The sequence below is a fragment of the Streptomyces prunicolor NBRC 13075 genome (genome assembly GCF_000367365.1).
GTDB lineage: Bacteria > Actinomycetota > Actinomycetes > Streptomycetales > Streptomycetaceae > Streptomyces > Streptomyces prunicolor.
Map to the genome: position 1 here is coordinate 1 of NZ_BARF01000021.1, position 13,967 is coordinate 13,967.

General features: G+C 71.2%; 14 protein-coding genes. 4 read left to right on the top strand and 10 right to left on the bottom strand.

What is annotated here, in order from left to right:
- Nucleotides 1–1,024, bottom strand: a 1,024-nt coding sequence (locus SPR02S_RS09205) for a glycoside hydrolase family 6 protein (protein ID WP_019056655.1), incomplete at its 3' end; no start/stop codon positions are given.
- Nucleotides 1,025–1,199: 175 nt separating this feature from the next.
- On the opposite strand from SPR02S_RS09205, the gene SPR02S_RS09210 reads away from it, so the two are divergent.
- Nucleotides 1,200–1,943, top strand: coding sequence for a GAF and ANTAR domain-containing protein (locus SPR02S_RS09210; protein WP_019056656.1), 744 nt, complete (start codon nt 1,200–1,202; stop codon nt 1,941–1,943).
- Between the two features lie 251 nt (nt 1,944–2,194).
- Here the strand turns inward: SPR02S_RS09210 and SPR02S_RS09215 are convergent, their stop codons facing one another.
- Nucleotides 2,195–2,878 (bottom strand): class F sortase, encoded by a 684-nt coding sequence (locus SPR02S_RS09215; RefSeq protein WP_019056657.1) that lies wholly within the window; start codon nt 2,876–2,878, stop codon nt 2,195–2,197.
- A 6-nt stretch (nt 2,879–2,884) separates the two neighbouring features.
- On the bottom strand, nt 2,885–3,433 hold the full coding sequence (locus SPR02S_RS09220) for a hypothetical protein (RefSeq protein ID WP_019056658.1): 549 nt from the start codon (nt 3,431–3,433) through the stop codon (nt 2,885–2,887).
- A gap of 146 nt (nt 3,434–3,579) precedes the next feature.
- Here SPR02S_RS09220 and SPR02S_RS09225 point away from each other — a divergent pair, with 146 nt between their 5' ends.
- Nucleotides 3,580–4,359, top strand: coding sequence for an HAD-IIA family hydrolase (locus SPR02S_RS09225; RefSeq protein WP_019056659.1), 780 nt, complete (start codon nt 3,580–3,582; stop codon nt 4,357–4,359).
- Nucleotides 4,360–4,410: 51 nt separating this feature from the next.
- Here SPR02S_RS09225 and SPR02S_RS09230 read toward each other — a convergent pair whose 3' ends face one another.
- The 5 genes from SPR02S_RS09230 to SPR02S_RS09250 all read right to left on the bottom strand — a co-directional run bounded on the left by SPR02S_RS09230 (nt 4,411) and on the right by SPR02S_RS09250 (nt 9,226).
- Nucleotides 4,411–5,103, bottom strand: coding sequence for a phosphonatase-like hydrolase (locus tag SPR02S_RS09230; RefSeq protein WP_026150364.1), 693 nt, complete (start codon nt 5,101–5,103; stop codon nt 4,411–4,413).
- Between the two features lie 17 nt (nt 5,104–5,120).
- Nucleotides 5,121–6,245: a TIGR03364 family FAD-dependent oxidoreductase gene (locus SPR02S_RS09235; RefSeq protein WP_026150365.1), complete on the bottom strand. Its 1,125-nt coding sequence runs from the start codon at nt 6,243–6,245 to the stop codon at nt 5,121–5,123.
- 80 nt (nt 6,246–6,325) lie between these two features.
- Nucleotides 6,326–7,084 (bottom strand): GntR family transcriptional regulator, encoded by a 759-nt coding sequence (locus SPR02S_RS09240; protein WP_019056662.1) that lies wholly within the window; start codon nt 7,082–7,084, stop codon nt 6,326–6,328.
- Nucleotides 7,085–7,115: 31 nt separating this feature from the next.
- Nucleotides 7,116–7,934, bottom strand: coding sequence for a hypothetical protein (locus tag SPR02S_RS09245; protein WP_019056663.1), 819 nt, complete (start codon nt 7,932–7,934; stop codon nt 7,116–7,118).
- Nucleotides 7,935–8,041: 107 nt separating this feature from the next.
- Nucleotides 8,042–9,226 (bottom strand): ROK family transcriptional regulator, encoded by a 1,185-nt coding sequence (locus tag SPR02S_RS09250; protein ID WP_043258180.1) that lies wholly within the window; start codon nt 9,224–9,226, stop codon nt 8,042–8,044.
- 56 nt (nt 9,227–9,282) lie between these two features.
- On the opposite strand from SPR02S_RS09250, the gene SPR02S_RS09255 reads away from it, so the two are divergent.
- A complete protein-coding gene (locus SPR02S_RS09255; RefSeq protein WP_019056665.1) occupies nt 9,283–10,368 on the top strand; it encodes a Gfo/Idh/MocA family oxidoreductase in 1,086 nt (361 codons plus the stop codon).
- Nucleotides 10,365–10,880 carry a heme-degrading domain-containing protein gene (locus tag SPR02S_RS09260; protein ID WP_019056666.1) on the top strand — a complete coding sequence of 172 codons (516 nt, stop codon included), beginning with the start codon at nt 10,365–10,367 and terminating at the stop codon, nt 10,878–10,880. Before SPR02S_RS09255 ends, SPR02S_RS09260 begins: the two co-directional genes overlap by 4 nt.
- A 239-nt stretch (nt 10,881–11,119) precedes the next feature.
- On the opposite strand, the gene SPR02S_RS09270 is transcribed toward SPR02S_RS09260, so the two are convergent.
- Nucleotides 11,120–11,677, bottom strand: a complete 558-nt coding sequence (locus tag SPR02S_RS09270) for a Uma2 family endonuclease (RefSeq protein ID WP_019056668.1) — start codon at nt 11,675–11,677, stop codon at nt 11,120–11,122.
- Nucleotides 11,678–11,742: 65 nt separating this feature from the next.
- On the bottom strand, nt 11,743–13,884 hold the full coding sequence (locus tag SPR02S_RS09275) for an acyltransferase family protein (RefSeq protein WP_019056669.1): 2,142 nt from the start codon (nt 13,882–13,884) through the stop codon (nt 11,743–11,745).
- Nucleotides 13,885–13,967: the final 83 nt, after the last annotated feature.

A 13,967-nucleotide genomic window follows, 5' to 3' on the forward strand; every position in this document is an offset into this window, starting at 1 on the left:
GGGTTGAAGCTTGCGCCAGTTTCAAGGCGTAGGTTGGCCACCAATTGCCCGCCTTCGGGCCGCCCTTGCACTCTCCGTCCGACTCACCCGGGCGTTTGATCCACAAGTACGCGTCCACCAGCGGGTTCGCCGTCTTTGTTGTGGGGGTTTCACCCAGGGCCCTGCCCGGGGGGTTGCACCAGTTCTCGTCTGTGTCGCCATCCGTATACGGTCCGTTGCCGTTGCGGCTGGTGTCGATGACGAAGTGTTTGTCGGCGGTCTTGGCCGAGAGTTGTTTGCCGTAGGCGATGGAGTCCTGGGTGGAGTAGAAGTTGGAGACGTTCACCGCGAAGCCGTCGGCCTTCGCCAGGCCCGCTCGTTCGAGGGGCTGGTAGATCTCGTCGGGGTGGCCCCAGCCCGCGTTTCCGGCGTCCAGGTAGACCTTCGTGTGGGTGAGGGACTTGAGCTTGGTGATCGCGTAGGCGAGTAGGTCGTAGCGCTCCGCCTGGAATTGGGCGGGAGTGCAGCCGTCCACCAGGTGGAGGATGGCGTCCGGTTCCAGGATCACGGTCGCCGCGCGGTCCGTGATGCCCTGCGCCACCGCGTCGATCCACTCGCGGTACGCGTCGCCGTCGCCCGCGCCGCCCTGGGAGTACTGGCCGCAGTCGCGGTGCGGGATGTTGTAGAGGACCAGGAGTGCGGTGCGGCCGGCCTTGTCGGCGGCCTCGGTGAAGCCCTGGGCCTCCGCCTTCGGGTTCTCCGCGCCGATCCACTCGCCGGTCGGCTGCTCGGCGATCTTTCGGATCTGTTCGGCGTCCGACGTCTTGCCCGCCTTGACGTAAGTGGCCACCTGGCGGGCCGCGTTGGTGTCCGGGTTGACCCAGATCGGGTCCGCTCCCTCGGGCTGTTGGGTGATCTTCGCGTTCGCGTCGGGTTTCTTGTCCCCGTCCCCCGAGGAACACCCCGCGATCAGCAACGCGGCCCCCAGAACCAACGCCGACGTCCGTGTGCCGAAGGAGACCGGGGTCCCCTGGCTGCCGTACATCCAACTCCCCCTTGGCTGTACCGATCCAAGGCTCAATCGTGACATACGTGGCGTGCCGCCCACGAGAACGCCCGGGTGTTGTCGTCCGGCTGTTACACCTCCGCTCCTCGGGGTAGATGGGCGGCCTAGGGGCTGTCCGGCGGGCTCGGTCGCGGGGCAGGGGGAGGTGGCCGTCATGCACCACACGTCCCGGGAGAGCAGGCTCGCCGCGGCGCTGGTGGAGGCCGCCGACACCCTGATCGAGGACTTCGACACCGAGGAGTATCTGCGGCGGCTGGCCGATCATTGCGTGGAGCTGCTGTCCGCTTGGGCTGCCGGGGTTGTGTTGATTGATGGTGGTGAGGCCGTGGCGCTGGCCGGGAGCAGGCGCGGCGGTCGCGAGGAGGTGGCTCTCGATCTGCTGGCGGCACAGCACAACTCCGGGCCCTGTCTGGAGAGTTACGGGTCCGGGCGGCCCGTACCGCCGGTGTCGATCAGCTCGGCCCAGGTGGCCGCCCGCTGGCCGGAGTTCACCGAACGGGCCCTGCGGCACGGCATCGTGGCGACCTTCGCGGTGCCGGTGCGGCGGCGCGAGACGCTGCTCGGCGCGCTCAATGTGTTCGAGTCGGCGCTGCCCAACTCCGCTTCGGACGGCGGGCGTTCGGAGGTGGCGGTGGCGCAGGCCCTCGCCGACGCCGCCGCTCTGGGGCTGAAGAATCATCGCACGTACGCCCAATCCCGTTCCCTGGCCGGGCAGTTGCAGGAGGCGCTGTCGAGCCGGGTTCGGATCGAGCAGGCCAAGGGGATGCTCGCCGAACGCTGGCAGGTCGGTACCGACGAGGCGTTCATCGCGTTGCGCGGGCATGCGCGACGGCACCGGCTGCCGTTGGACCTGGTCGCGCGGTCGGTGATCGAGGGGGGACTTGTGGATCGACTGTGACCAGTGCATATGACGGCGAGCGACTACTGCGAGACATGGCGTTATTCGCCCTCTAGGCCCGGACGCTCATTCGTTCTAGAGTCATTCCCGACGGCCCCAGCCCCTGGCCCGAATCCACACCTTCCACCACTGGTTTTCCAGACCTCCCGCGCCGTTCGCCGGGTTACTCCCGCAGCCCGTGCGCGTGCGGTTGAGGACCAGCCCGGTCGGCGGCTTCAAGGGGGGAGCAGGTCGTCGGCCGGGCCCGGTTGTCAGAGTCCGGTGCCGGTGAGGTAGGCGGACACGATCACGTTCGCCGTGTAGCTGCGGCTGGCGCGGTCGAAGGTGCCGCCGCAGGTGATCAGGCGGAGTTCGGCGCGGCCCGACTCCCGGGTGCCGTAGGCCTGTTGGGCGTCGAAGTGGGTACGGGTCAGGACGCGGACGTCGTCGACGGTGAACTCGGCGACCTTGCCGTCGTCGCGGATCACCCGGATCGTTCCGCCCGGGCGGAGGGTGCTGAGCTTGTAGAAGACGGCGGGCCTGGTCTCGGTGTCGACGTGGCCGACCATCAGGGCGGTTCCGGGGGCCCCGGGCCGTACTCCGTTCCCGTACCAGCCGACCACGCCCGCCTGGTCGAACGGCGGTGGGTCGATCGCGCCCTGCGTGTCCAGGCCGCGGGCCACCACCGGTGCCTGTACGGCGAGTTGGGGAATGTCGATGCGCTGGGGCAGGGCGTTGCCCAACGGCTTTGCCGCGGGCGGGAGTTCGGCCTCCGGGGGGCGGCCGACCGCCGCCACGTCGCCGGTCGTCGGCGCGGATATGCCCTGCCGGATGTCGGTCAGGTCCTGGCCCCACAGCCACAGCCCGAGCAGCAGCACGGCCCAGGCGACCCCGGTCAGCAGCCGTCCGGTGCCGGTGGAACGCTCGTGGTCGGCGGGCCTGTCGTGATCGAACATGGCCGGTCAGCCCGTCCTGCGGCTCCGGCGGGCGCTGCGCAGCGCCACGGCCGTCGCGGCGACACCGGCCAGCAGCAGACCCACCACGGCGTGCGCGGTACCGGGACCGGCCGCATGCGCGTCCACGGCGGCCAGGTGCCGCGCCGTACCGCCACCGCCCGCGTGGACGGGCGCGACCGGCGAGGCGGGGGCCGAGGGAGGCGCTGACGGCGACTGGGAAGCGTCCGCCACGACCTTGATCGCGCCCTTCACCGTCACGCTTCCGCAGGTGATCTTCACGTCGTAGCTGCCCGGTTCCAGCGAGCTGCGGACCCGGGTCTCACCGGCGAGGGTGCCGGCCGCGCCGACCAGCTTGGCGTCGGCGACGAACGCGTCCGACGCCGCCGAGCCCGTCGTACCGGCACAGCCGCTGATCTTCAGCGCTACCTCGCCGCCGGGGGCCGGGGAAGCGGGGGTCACCGAGACGCCGCCTCCGTCCGCCGCGTACGCCGTCGGGGTGAGCGTCGCGAGGACCACCGCGGCGCCCGTACAGAGTGTGACTTTCAGTGAACCCATCGTGAACCTCCAGATATCTGGAGACTCCTCCTCGCAGTGGACGCCCGCATCCTCAGCCGCGCCCGGCTGCTCCGTATGGGGGACGGCGCCGGAAGGTGCATAGCATGGTCACCTCACATGCCCGCGTACCGCAGGAGTGCCCACCCATGACAGAGCGCAAGCCCATCGAATCGTGGCTCACCGACATGGACGGGGTGCTGATGCACGAAGGCGTCCCGGTGCCCGGCGCGGAGGCGTTCATCAAGACGCTGCGGGAGAAGGGACGTCCGTTCCTGGTCCTCACCAACAACTCGATCTACACCGCGCGCGACCTGCACGCCCGGCTGAACCGGATCGGGCTCGACGTACCGGTGGAGAACATCTGGACCTCGGCGCTGGCCACCGCGGCCTTCCTGGACAACCAGCACCCCGGCGGCACCGCCTATGTGATCGGCGAGGCCGGGCTGACGACGGCACTGCACGACGCGGGGTACGTGCTGACCGACTCCGACCCCGACTTCGTGATCCTGGGCGAGACCCGCACGTACTCCTTCGAGGCCCTGACCAAGGCGATCCGGCTGATCAACGACGGCGCCCGGTTCATCGCGACCAACCCCGACAACACCGGGCCCTCCCCCGAGGGCGCCCTGCCGGCGACCGGTTCGGTGGCCGCGCTGATCACCAAGGCGACCGGCAAGGAGCCCTACTTCGTCGGCAAGCCGAACCCGCTGATGATGCGGAGCGCGCTGAACACCATCGGCGCGCACTCGGAGAGCAGCGCCATGATCGGTGACCGCATGGACACGGACGTACTGGCCGGGCTGGAGGCAGGGATGGAGACCTTCCTCGTCCTCACCGGGCTGACGACCAGGGGCGATCTGGAGCGGTACCCGTACCGGCCCACGAAGGTCGTGGAGTCCATCGCCGACCTGGTCGACCTGATCTGATTGACCTGATCCGGCCAGGGGGATCTCCCCTCGCGCCACTGATGCCGTTCGTCATGCGAGGACTCCGGGCAACTGTCCTACGCCGTCGAGGACTTGGGTCGCCCCGGCCGCCCGCAGCGCGTCCGCGTCGTGCGCGCCGGTCAGGACGCCGGCGACCAGGCCCGCGCCCGCGCGGACCCCGCTGCGCATGTCGTACGAGGTGTCGCCGACGACGGCCAGCTGTCGTACGTCGTCGGCAACTCCCGTACGCAGGAAGGCCGTCAGCACCATGTCCGGGTACGGGCGTCCCCGGCCGCCGGCGTCGGCGGGGCACAGGGTGAGGTCGGCGAGGTCCTGCCAGCCGAGCGCGGCCAGGATCGCGTCCTGCGTGGTGCGGGCGAAGCCGGTCGTCAACACGACTGTGCGGCCTTGGGACTTGAGGGTCTCGATGGTCTCGCGGGCGCCGGGGAGGGCGGCGACCCGGCCGCCGTCGACGAGTTCGGCGTACGCCGCTTCGAAGGCCTTGTTGGCGTCCTGGGCCTTGGCCTCCGCGCCGAACAGGTGGCGGAAGACGGAGATCTTGGACTCGCCCATGGTGGCGCGGACGTAGTCGAGCATCGAGTCGGGTCCGGAGCCGGGTTCCTCGCCCATGTGGCGGGCGGCAGCGGCGAACGCCTCCTCGACGAGACCGCCGTCGGCGACGGTCGTGCCGGCCATGTCGAGGACGACGAGACGGATGTCGGGTGTCGTGGGGTTCGGGTTCATGAGGGGGATCACGGGGGTCACCAGTCCAGTTCGTTCGCGGTGGTTTCGGCGATCGCCGGGGAGCAGGTCATGCCTCGTCCGCCGGGTCCGGTGACCAACCAGACGCCGTCGCGCACCTGTTGGCGGTGGACGACGCGGGCGGGGTCGGTGCACTGCGCGTACACGCCGGCCCAGCGGCGGCGGATCTTCGGGAGGGGACGGCCGAGGAACGATTCGAGGACCTCGGCGAGATGGTCGTAGGGATCCTCGGTGGTGTCGAAGGCGAACGGGTGCTCGTACTCGTGGGTGTCGCCGATGGTCAGTCCGCCGTCGGCGCGCTGCACCATGAGGAGTTGCATGGCGTGCGCGGCCGGGATCCGCAACTGCGGTTGTTCGACGTTGAGTTGGTCCAGGGCCCGGCCGCGGTAGGCCGGGTAGTAGCGGAAGCTGTCCGCGTCGGCGACCGATGTGGTGAGCGGTTCGCCGAGCGGGTCGGTCTGCATCATCTGCAACCGGACGCGGCGGACGGGGAGTTCGGGTCCGGCGAGTTCGCGGACGAGTCCGCCGAGCCAGGCGCCCGTGCACAGCACGACCACGTCGGAGGCGTGCACGTCCCCGTGGTCGTCGCGTACCGCGTGCTCGCCGATGACCTCGCGGACCTCGCGGCCCGGCAGGAAGGTGTAGTTCGGGGACTTCGACAGCTCGGCGCGCAGGGCGAGTTGGGCGGTGCGGGGTTCGACGGCCGCGTCGCGCTCGCAGTACAGGGCGGCGGTGAAGGCGCCGCGGAGGGCGGGGTTCACGGCGCGGGCCTCGGCCGGGGTGAGGAGTTTGTAGCCGCGCGCCGCGGAGTCCTCCCTCGCTATGGCGGCCTCGGCGACGGCGAGTTCGCGCTCGCCCCGGACCGGGGTCAGCGAACCGTTGGCCCGGAAGCCGAGCCCGGGCACGCGGGCGCCGATCTCCTCCCACAACTCCCTTGCCCGCAGGGCGGTTTCGAGTTCCTCGCCGCCCGCGCGGCCACTCACCCAGATCTGCCCGAAGTTGCGCAACGAAGCGCCGCGAGCCTCCGCCTCGCGCTCGATCTGTACGACCTCATGGCCGCGTTCCACTGCTTGCCAGGCGTGCATGGTGCCCACCACGCCGCCTCCGACGACTGTCACTCTCACGACCTGAGCCTGACCGACGGCCGCACTTTTGGGCTAGACCCGTTACTTATTCGTTATGAATGGATGGGTTCGTCAGGTGACTACTGATGCGTCAGGTGAGTGGTGAACGAGAAGCGGTCGCCCCGGTACAGGCCCCGCACCCGTTCCAGCGGGCGGCCCTCCGTGTCCCGTGACACACGGTGGATCAGCAGCATCGGGAGGGCGGGCGGGGTGCCGATGAGGAGGGCCTCGCGCGGGGTGGCGAGCACGGTCTCGATGCGTTCGTCGGCGTCGCCGAAGTGGATGCCGCGGGCGCCGAGGTAGCCGTAGAAGGAGGAGTCGGGCTCGAAGTCGGTGTCCAGGTGCGGGAGTCGGGCGACGGAGACGTAGGTGCTTTCGAGGCCGACCCGCTCGTCGTCGGCGAGCAGGACGCGCTCCAGGTGCCAGACGGGTTCGCCGCGGGTCAGTCCGGTCTCGGCGGCGAGTGCGTCGGGGCAGGGGAAGCGGTCGAGGGTGACGAGGCTGCGGCCCGGGGTGCGGCCCTGTCGTCGTACGCCCTCGGTGTAGCTGGCCAGGGACAGCGGCTGCTCCAGCTTGGGCCCCGCGACGACCGTGCCCCGGCCCTGCCGGCGCAGCCTGCCCTCCAGCACGAGTTCGCGCAGCGCCTGCCGCACGGTCTCGCGGGCGACCTCGTACCGCTCGGAGAGGTCGCGCTCGGTGGGGATCGGGCCACCCTCCCCCAACTCGTCGACGAGCGCGGCGATTTGGGCCTTCACCGCGTAGTACTTGGGGATACGGCCGTGCTCCGGGATGCCGGAGCGGACGGGGGCGCCGGGGGCCTGGTCGTTCGGGTAGTCCACGGGGAGATCGTCGCAGAAGCGACCGGCGGCGCTAGCGGCGCCTCCGGGCCAGGAGCAGGGCGCCGGTGGTGACAAGGAGGACGGATGCGGCGGCGAGGACGAGGTGTTCGGGGCCGATTCCGGTGCGCGCGAGTTCGTCGGTGAACGAGAGGTCCTCGGCGGGCGCGGTGGCGGTGGGAGCGGGGGTCGTCGTGGAAGTGGCGGGGGTGCTGGATCCCGGGACGGCGGGGTCGACGTCGAAGCGGTAGTCGTTCGACTGGCCGACCCAGTCCCCGTCGTCGGCATGGCGCTGTACGACGGCTGCGTCGGCGGTGATCTCGTTCGCGACGGCGTCCGGGGCCAGCGCGAGGCGCATCTTCACGGTGAGGGTCTTGCCGGGGTCGACCGTGAAGCCCGGGAAGCCGTCGTCGAAGGCGCCGACCAGTTCGGCCTCGTCGGTCCGGGCGAAGTGGACCGGGTGCGGGCGGGGGCGGGTGCCGTCGTAGAACTCCAGCTTGGGCTGGGACGGTTTCAGGGCACGCTGCTGGTCCACGAGGACGACGACCGGGTGGATCGCGGTGCAGCGGTGGGTGGTGGTGTTGGTGAGGTCGAGGTACCAGGTGCCGTAGCCGCCGCCGGCCTCGTAGGAGTCGGGGCCGTCGTGGATGCGGGTGGTGAGGGGGAAGGTGTGGGCGTCGGGGGCGGCACAGGTGGGAGCGGCGGCCGCCGTGCCTGCCGCGTGGGCCGATGGTGTGGCTGCGATGAGGAGGGGGGCGGCTGCGGCGAGGCAGAGGGACAGGGACCGGGACAGGGGCAGAGACCGGGACAAGGGTGCGCGCAGTGGGGTGCGCGGGCGCAGGGGCAGTCGCATAAACACATGAGCGTGCCGGGGGTGAGGGCCGACAGAGGGTGACATGGCCGGGAGTGTGCCTCGAACGGGCGCGGCTGTTCCGCCAGGCAGAGCAGACGGTCAGTCGGTCAACCGTCCGCCCGTCCGAACAGCGGCCCCAGCAGCAACTGCGCCGCTCCCTCCGCGACACCCCGCGCCCTGCCGGGGGCGACCCGTACGGGTACGGCGGCCTCGCGGGCGCCCTCTCGCCGGGCGCCTTCGTCGAGGACGGCGGCGACTCCGCGCACGAAGGGTTCCGGGTCGGCGGCGACGGTACGGCCGCCCAGCAGCACGAGGTCGATGTCGAGCAGGCCCACTAGGTTCGCGGCGCCCGCACCGAGCACGCGCGCCGCTTCATCGACGTCACCGCGCGCTACGGCGGCCAGGCACAGGGCCTCGATACAGCCCCGGTTCCCGCAGTCGCAGGGCGGCCCGTCCAGCTGGATCACCTGGTGCCCGAACTCACCGGCCCCGGTCCGCGCGCCCCGGTGCACACCTCCGCCGATCACCAGTCCGGCGCCGAGCCCGGTCCCGAGGTGCAGATAGGCGAACGCCCCGCCCACCCCGCCGACGGCCAGCCCGAGCGCGGCGGCGTTCGTGTCCTTGTCGACGACGACAGGCACCCCGAGCCGCCGGGCGAGCGCGTCCCGCAGCGGAAACCCGTCCCACTCCGGGAAACCGGTGACCCGGTGCAGAACGCCGTGGGCGTGATCGAGGGGGCCGGGGAGAGCGACACCGACGCCGAGCAGGTGGCCGGTGGCGGCGAGGGCGGCGGACGCGGGGCGCAGGTCCGCCGAGCCGACGGCGTCCGGCACCACCGTCCCGATCACCAGCTCCTCGACCTCCCGAGCCACCGCCTCCACAACCACCCCGGCCCCCGCCCCCAGGTCCAGCGGCGCACCCCGCTCCCCCACCACCGCACCGGTGAGATCGACGAGCACCACCCGCAGCTCGTCCCGGTCCAGATGCACCCCCACCGCGTGCCCGGCCTCCGGCACCAGCCGCAGTACCGTGCGCGGTTTCCCGCCCGTGGACGCGCGCCGCCCCGCCTCCGCGGCAAGGCCGGACTCCCGCAGCCGGGCGGTGATCTTGCTGACGGCCTGGGGGGTGAGCCCGGTGCGCTCGGCGAGTTCGAGGCGGCTGATCCCGTCCGCGCCGGCCGTCCGCAGCAGGTCGAGGACCAGCGCGGTGTTGTGGCTGCGCACGGCGAGCAGATTCGCGCCCACCGCCGTAGTCGTTCCGCTTCCGGTCCCGCCCCGCGCACTGTTGTTCACACCCCCATTGTCCCCACCACTTGCACTTTGGCAACAGCGTTGCGAAAGTGGAGGGCATGACTGGACGCACCACTCGCACACCCCTCCGCGTCGGGCTCGTCGGCTACGGCCTCGCGGGCTCCGTCTTCCACGCCCCGCTGATCGCCGCCACCGAGGGCCTCGCGCTCGACACGGTCGTCACCTCGAACCCGGAGCGGCAGCAACAGGCCCGCGCCGAGTTCCCGGACGTCCGCGTGGCCGCGACCCCGGACGAGCTGTTCGACCGCGCCGGCGACCTGGACCTGATCGCCATCGCGTCGCCGAACAAGACGCACGTCGCGCTCGCGACCACCGCCCTGAAGGCCGGCCTGCCGGTCGTCGTGGACAAGCCGATCGCCGGCACGGCAGCCGAGGCGCGCGAGCTGGCGGCCCTGGCCGAGCAGCACGGCCTGCTCCTCTCCGTCTTCCAGAACCGCCGCTGGGACAACGACTTCCTGACCCTGCGCAAGCTCCTGGCCGAGGGCGAGCTGGGTGACGTATGGCGCTTCGAGTCCCGGTTCGAGCGCTGGCGCCCGCAGCCCAAGGGCGGCTGGCGCGAGTCCGGCGACCCGGCAGAGATCGGAGGTCTGCTCTACGACCTCGGCAGCCATGTCGTCGACCAGGCGCTGACCCTCTTCGGCCCGGCGGCCTCCGTGTACGCCGAGTCGGACATCCGCCGCCCAGGTGCGGAGACGGACGACGACACGTTCTTCGCGATCACGCACACGAACGGCGTCCGCTCACACCTGTACGTCTCCGCGACGACCGCCCAACTCGGCCCGCGTTTCCGGGTGTTGGGCTCCAAGGCGGGCTACGTCAAGTACGGCCTGGACCCTCAGGAGGCGGACCTGCGCGACGGCAAGCGACCGGGCACGGCGGACGGTTGGGGCCAGGAGCCCGAGTCCCTCTACGGCCGTGTCGGCGCCGGCGAGTCCCCGCTGACCGGCGGTGGCCGCCCCGAACCGACCCTCCCCGGCGACTACCCCGCGTACTACGCGGCCGTCGCCGCCGCCCTCCGTGACGGCGCCCCCAACCCGGTGACCGCCCTGGAGGCGGCCGCCGCTCTCGACGTACTGGAAGCCGCGCGCCGCAGCGCCCGCGACGGAGTGACGGTGACCCTGTGACCCAGAACAAGCCCTCGATCACCCAGCGGATCGCCCCGGAGATCACCCCGACGGTGGAGGAACTGGAGGCGCAGGAACGCCACTTGGTGTTCCAGCACTTCACCTACGACGACGCGTGGGAGCTGGGTTCGCTGCTCGTGGAAATGGCCCGGGAGCGGCAGGCCCCGGTCGCCATCGACATCCGGCGCGGCGGTCAGCAGCTGTTCCACGCGGCGCTGCGGGGTTCGGCCCCCGACAACGACGCGTGGATCGACCGTAAGCGCAAGGTGGTCGAGCGCTTCGGCGCGGCCTCCTACCTGGTCGGCACCCGCTTCCGCGCCAAGGGCAGCACCTTCGAGGAGTCCTCCCGCCTCGACCCCGACGAGTACGCGGCGCACGGCGGTTCGTTCCCGATCAATGTCGAGGGCGTGGGTCTGATCGGCACGGTGACGGTGAGCGGGTTGCCGCAGTTGCAGGACCACCGGTTCGTGGTCGAGGCGCTGGAGCGGTTCCTGGGCGACGACCGGAAGTAACCGCCGGGCGGAAACAATCCGAGGCTCCCTCCGGTTGGCACTGACCAGCACGTCCCACACGTCCCACACCGGAGGGAACAGGACCGATGAGCAGCGCCCTGAAGGAAACGATCGGCCGCTACGGCATCTGGAGCGTGGGTCTGCGCTCCGAAGAGCCGTCCCTGCGCGCCGAGTTTCACTGAGCTGGAGGAGGCCCGGCGCTCAGTCCGCGCCGGCGTGGCCGGACGGCCACGCCGACCTCAGGCCAGGTCCGACGTGTCCAGGTCGAACCCGAAAGGCTCGGGCAACCCTAGCTTCGCGCCGAAGACCGCCTTCTGCGAGTGCTGGTATCGACCACCCTTGGGCTCCCAGTGCACGACCACCTCGCCACGGTGCCGGTCGACGAGCAGATACACGGGCAGCGCGGCCTGGGCGTAGGCGTCACGCTTCTCGACGCGGTCGGCGTCCGCATCCTTCTCGCTGCCCGACGTCACCTCGACAACCAGCAGGACCGCCGAGGTATCCGCCCAGGACGGCTGCCCCCGGAAGTTCCCGAGCGGGGCGACCGCGCCATCGACGCGGGCGCGTCCGGCACGGTATGCGGGAATGGCCAGCCCTCGCTCCTGGTACATGCGCAGCCCAGGATCGTGCACCCGTACCTGGTCCCCGATGGACATGACGTTCTCGTCGTGGTCACCGTCCGGAGCCGGAGTCACGGTCACCCTCCCGTTGATCAGCTCGATGTGGAGGCTTTCCGGCGCTGCGGCTTCGAGCGCTTCGAACTCCTCAAGCGTCACTTCGGTCTGCACAACGGTCATGGTGCCCTCCTATTCTCCGGACCAGCGTACGCGTCCTTGAGCTCGTGCCGCTGACGCTCCGAACCTCATATCCCCAGCCTCCGCAGCTCCTGCCCCAGCACCGGAGTCAGCGCCTCGGCGTAGGTCTCCGCCAGGTGGCTCTCGTCGCGGTAGACGAACGTGTCGCGGACGGCGACGGGGCAGTTGCCCGAGCCGGGGCAGAGCCAGGGCTTCGGGTCGATCACGGTGGCGCCGGCACGGAGGGCGCCTTGGCGGTTGGCCTCCCGCCGGGTGGGGTCCTTGATCGCCTCGCTCTGGTCCGACTCGCACTTGTCCAGCCGCAGGGGATGCGTCGACGCGCACTCGACGGGGTCGTCCTGCGCGTTCGGCCACGGGGTGTCGAGCAGGACGGCCACCTGGTCGGCGGCGCGGGCCAGCCGCTCGTAGACGCGTGCATAACCCGCCGTCCAGTCCTCCAGCGGGTCCTTCATCGGTTTCACGGGCTTGGCCACCTCGGAGGAGGAGGCCAGGACCAGCATCGGGTGCAGCTGCTCGATCCGCCGCAGCGCGTTCTCCCGCCAGGTGTCGCACGAGGTGTACGGGCCGGGGCCGTTGACGGTCGTGATGTCGGCCGTCTTGCAGGACGCCTTCGTCAGGGACACCAGCCTCCAGCCGTACTGGTGGCTCAGTTTCTCCAGCGCCGGGAACCACTGGGCGGCGTGCGAGTCGCCGTAGAGGACGACGACCTTGTCGCCGGAGGGGTCGCCGTACTCGCAGGCCGGCGAGCTGGTGGCCGTGTAGTTGACGTGGCAGCTGTCGCGGTAGACGGCGGAGCGCTTCGTCTTGATGGCGGCGAGGGCCGGTGACAGGTTGCTCGGCAGCGTGGTCGCGGGTGCGGCGAGGAGGCCGGTGAGCCGGGCCTCGGGGTCCGATGCCGTCGTCAGGGCCTCCGCGAGGCCGGGCACCCGGGTGCCGGAGCCGATCGGTGGTGGGAAGGCCGTAGCGACGAGGGCGGCGGACACGACGGTCGCGGACAGGCCGAGGCCGAAGGTCACCGCCGTCGTGGGTCGTCGGCGCAGCGAGCCGCTGAACCGGACCGGGTTCTCCAGCAGCCGCAGGCTCACCCGGGCCAGGGCCAGGGCGACCGCGCACAGCGCGAGATTCAGCCGGAGCCCGGCCGGGCGTCCCAGCGCCAGGGGGCCGAGCATCAGCAGCGGCCAGTGCCACAGGTACCAGCCGTACGAGAGGTCGCCCAGCCAGGCCGCGGGGCGCAGGGCGGCCGGTGTGGAGGGGGGTTCCCTACGGCAGCCGCCCGCGATCACCAGGGCCGCGCCGAGCACGGGCAGCAGCGCGAAGTGGCCGGGGAACGGCGTGTCCGCGTCGTACAGCGTCGCCGCCGCGATGATGCCGGACAGCCCCAACAACGCGCCTGTGGCGGCGAGTTGGCGAGGCAGGCGCTCCAACGCCCCGGCGCCGAAGGCCAGTAGGGCGCCGGTGCCCAGTTCCCACAGGCGGGTGTGCGGGCCGAAGTACGCCCAGGAGGGCGAGGTCTCGGTCGCGCGGACGCCCAGGACGTACGACAGCACGCACAACACGCCCAACGGCAGGGCCCGTAGCCATGGACGTCGGATCAACTTCCAGCTGACGAGCAGGAGTAGGGGCCACAGGAGGTAGAACTGCTCCTCCACGGACAGCGACCACAGGTGCTGGAAGGGCGACGGCGAGCTTCCCTCGCGGAGGTAGTCGGTGCCCGAGTCCGCCAGGTCGATGTTCACGAAGTACAGCGCGCCCGCCAGCGCGTCGTGCATGAACTCGGCGTAGCGGACCTTCGAGGCGAAGAGCCGGCAGCCGATCATGGTGGCCAGCGACACCAGGGTCGCCAGCGGGAGTATGCGCACGGCGCGGCGGGCGTAGAAGCGCCGCAGGGAGAGGGTTCCGGAGCGGTCGGCCTCGCGGAGCAGGCCCGAGGTGATGAGGAATCCGGAGATCACGAAGAAGACGTCGACCCCGACATAGCCGCCGGCCGCGAACGTCACTCCGGCGTGCGCCAGCACGACGAGCGTGACGGCCAGGCCGCGCAGCGCCTGGATGTCGGGCCGCTGCGGCGGCCTCGGCGAACGGGCGGGCAGCCATGCGGTGAGGCCGCGTCCGCGCGGCGGTGATCCGTCGGGCCGCCCGTCCGGCGCCGTGTCCTGCCGCGGGCAGGTGGTGGCGGGGGTGTGCGTCATACCTGGAACTGTGCGCGGAGCGCGGGGAGTTCCAGTCCTTCACGGCGCATTGGTCCCCCGCCGTCCGCCAAGCGTTCTTCAGG

Coding starts and splice junctions, on each gene's coding strand:
- SPR02S_RS09275 (WP_019056669.1), bottom strand. CDS start 13,884: ATGACGCACACCCCCGCCACCACCTGCCCGCGGCAGGACACGGCGCCG.
- SPR02S_RS09225 (WP_019056659.1), top strand. CDS start 3,580: ATGACAGAGCGCAAGCCCATCGAATCGTGGCTCACCGACATGGACGGG.
- SPR02S_RS09230 (WP_026150364.1), bottom strand. CDS start 5,103: ATGAACCCGAACCCCACGACACCCGACATCCGTCTCGTCGTCCTCGAC.
- SPR02S_RS09245 (WP_019056663.1), bottom strand. CDS start 7,934: ATGCGACTGCCCCTGCGCCCGCGCACCCCACTGCGCGCACCCTTGTCC.
- SPR02S_RS09270 (WP_019056668.1), bottom strand. CDS start 11,677: ATGACCGTTGTGCAGACCGAAGTGACGCTTGAGGAGTTCGAAGCGCTC.
- SPR02S_RS09215 (WP_019056657.1), bottom strand. CDS start 2,878: ATGTTCGATCACGACAGGCCCGCCGACCACGAGCGTTCCACCGGCACC.
- SPR02S_RS09210 (WP_019056656.1), top strand. CDS start 1,200: ATGCACCACACGTCCCGGGAGAGCAGGCTCGCCGCGGCGCTGGTGGAG.
- SPR02S_RS09220 (WP_019056658.1), bottom strand. CDS start 3,433: ATGGGTTCACTGAAAGTCACACTCTGTACGGGCGCCGCGGTGGTCCTC.
- SPR02S_RS09255 (WP_019056665.1), top strand. CDS start 9,283: ATGACTGGACGCACCACTCGCACACCCCTCCGCGTCGGGCTCGTCGGC.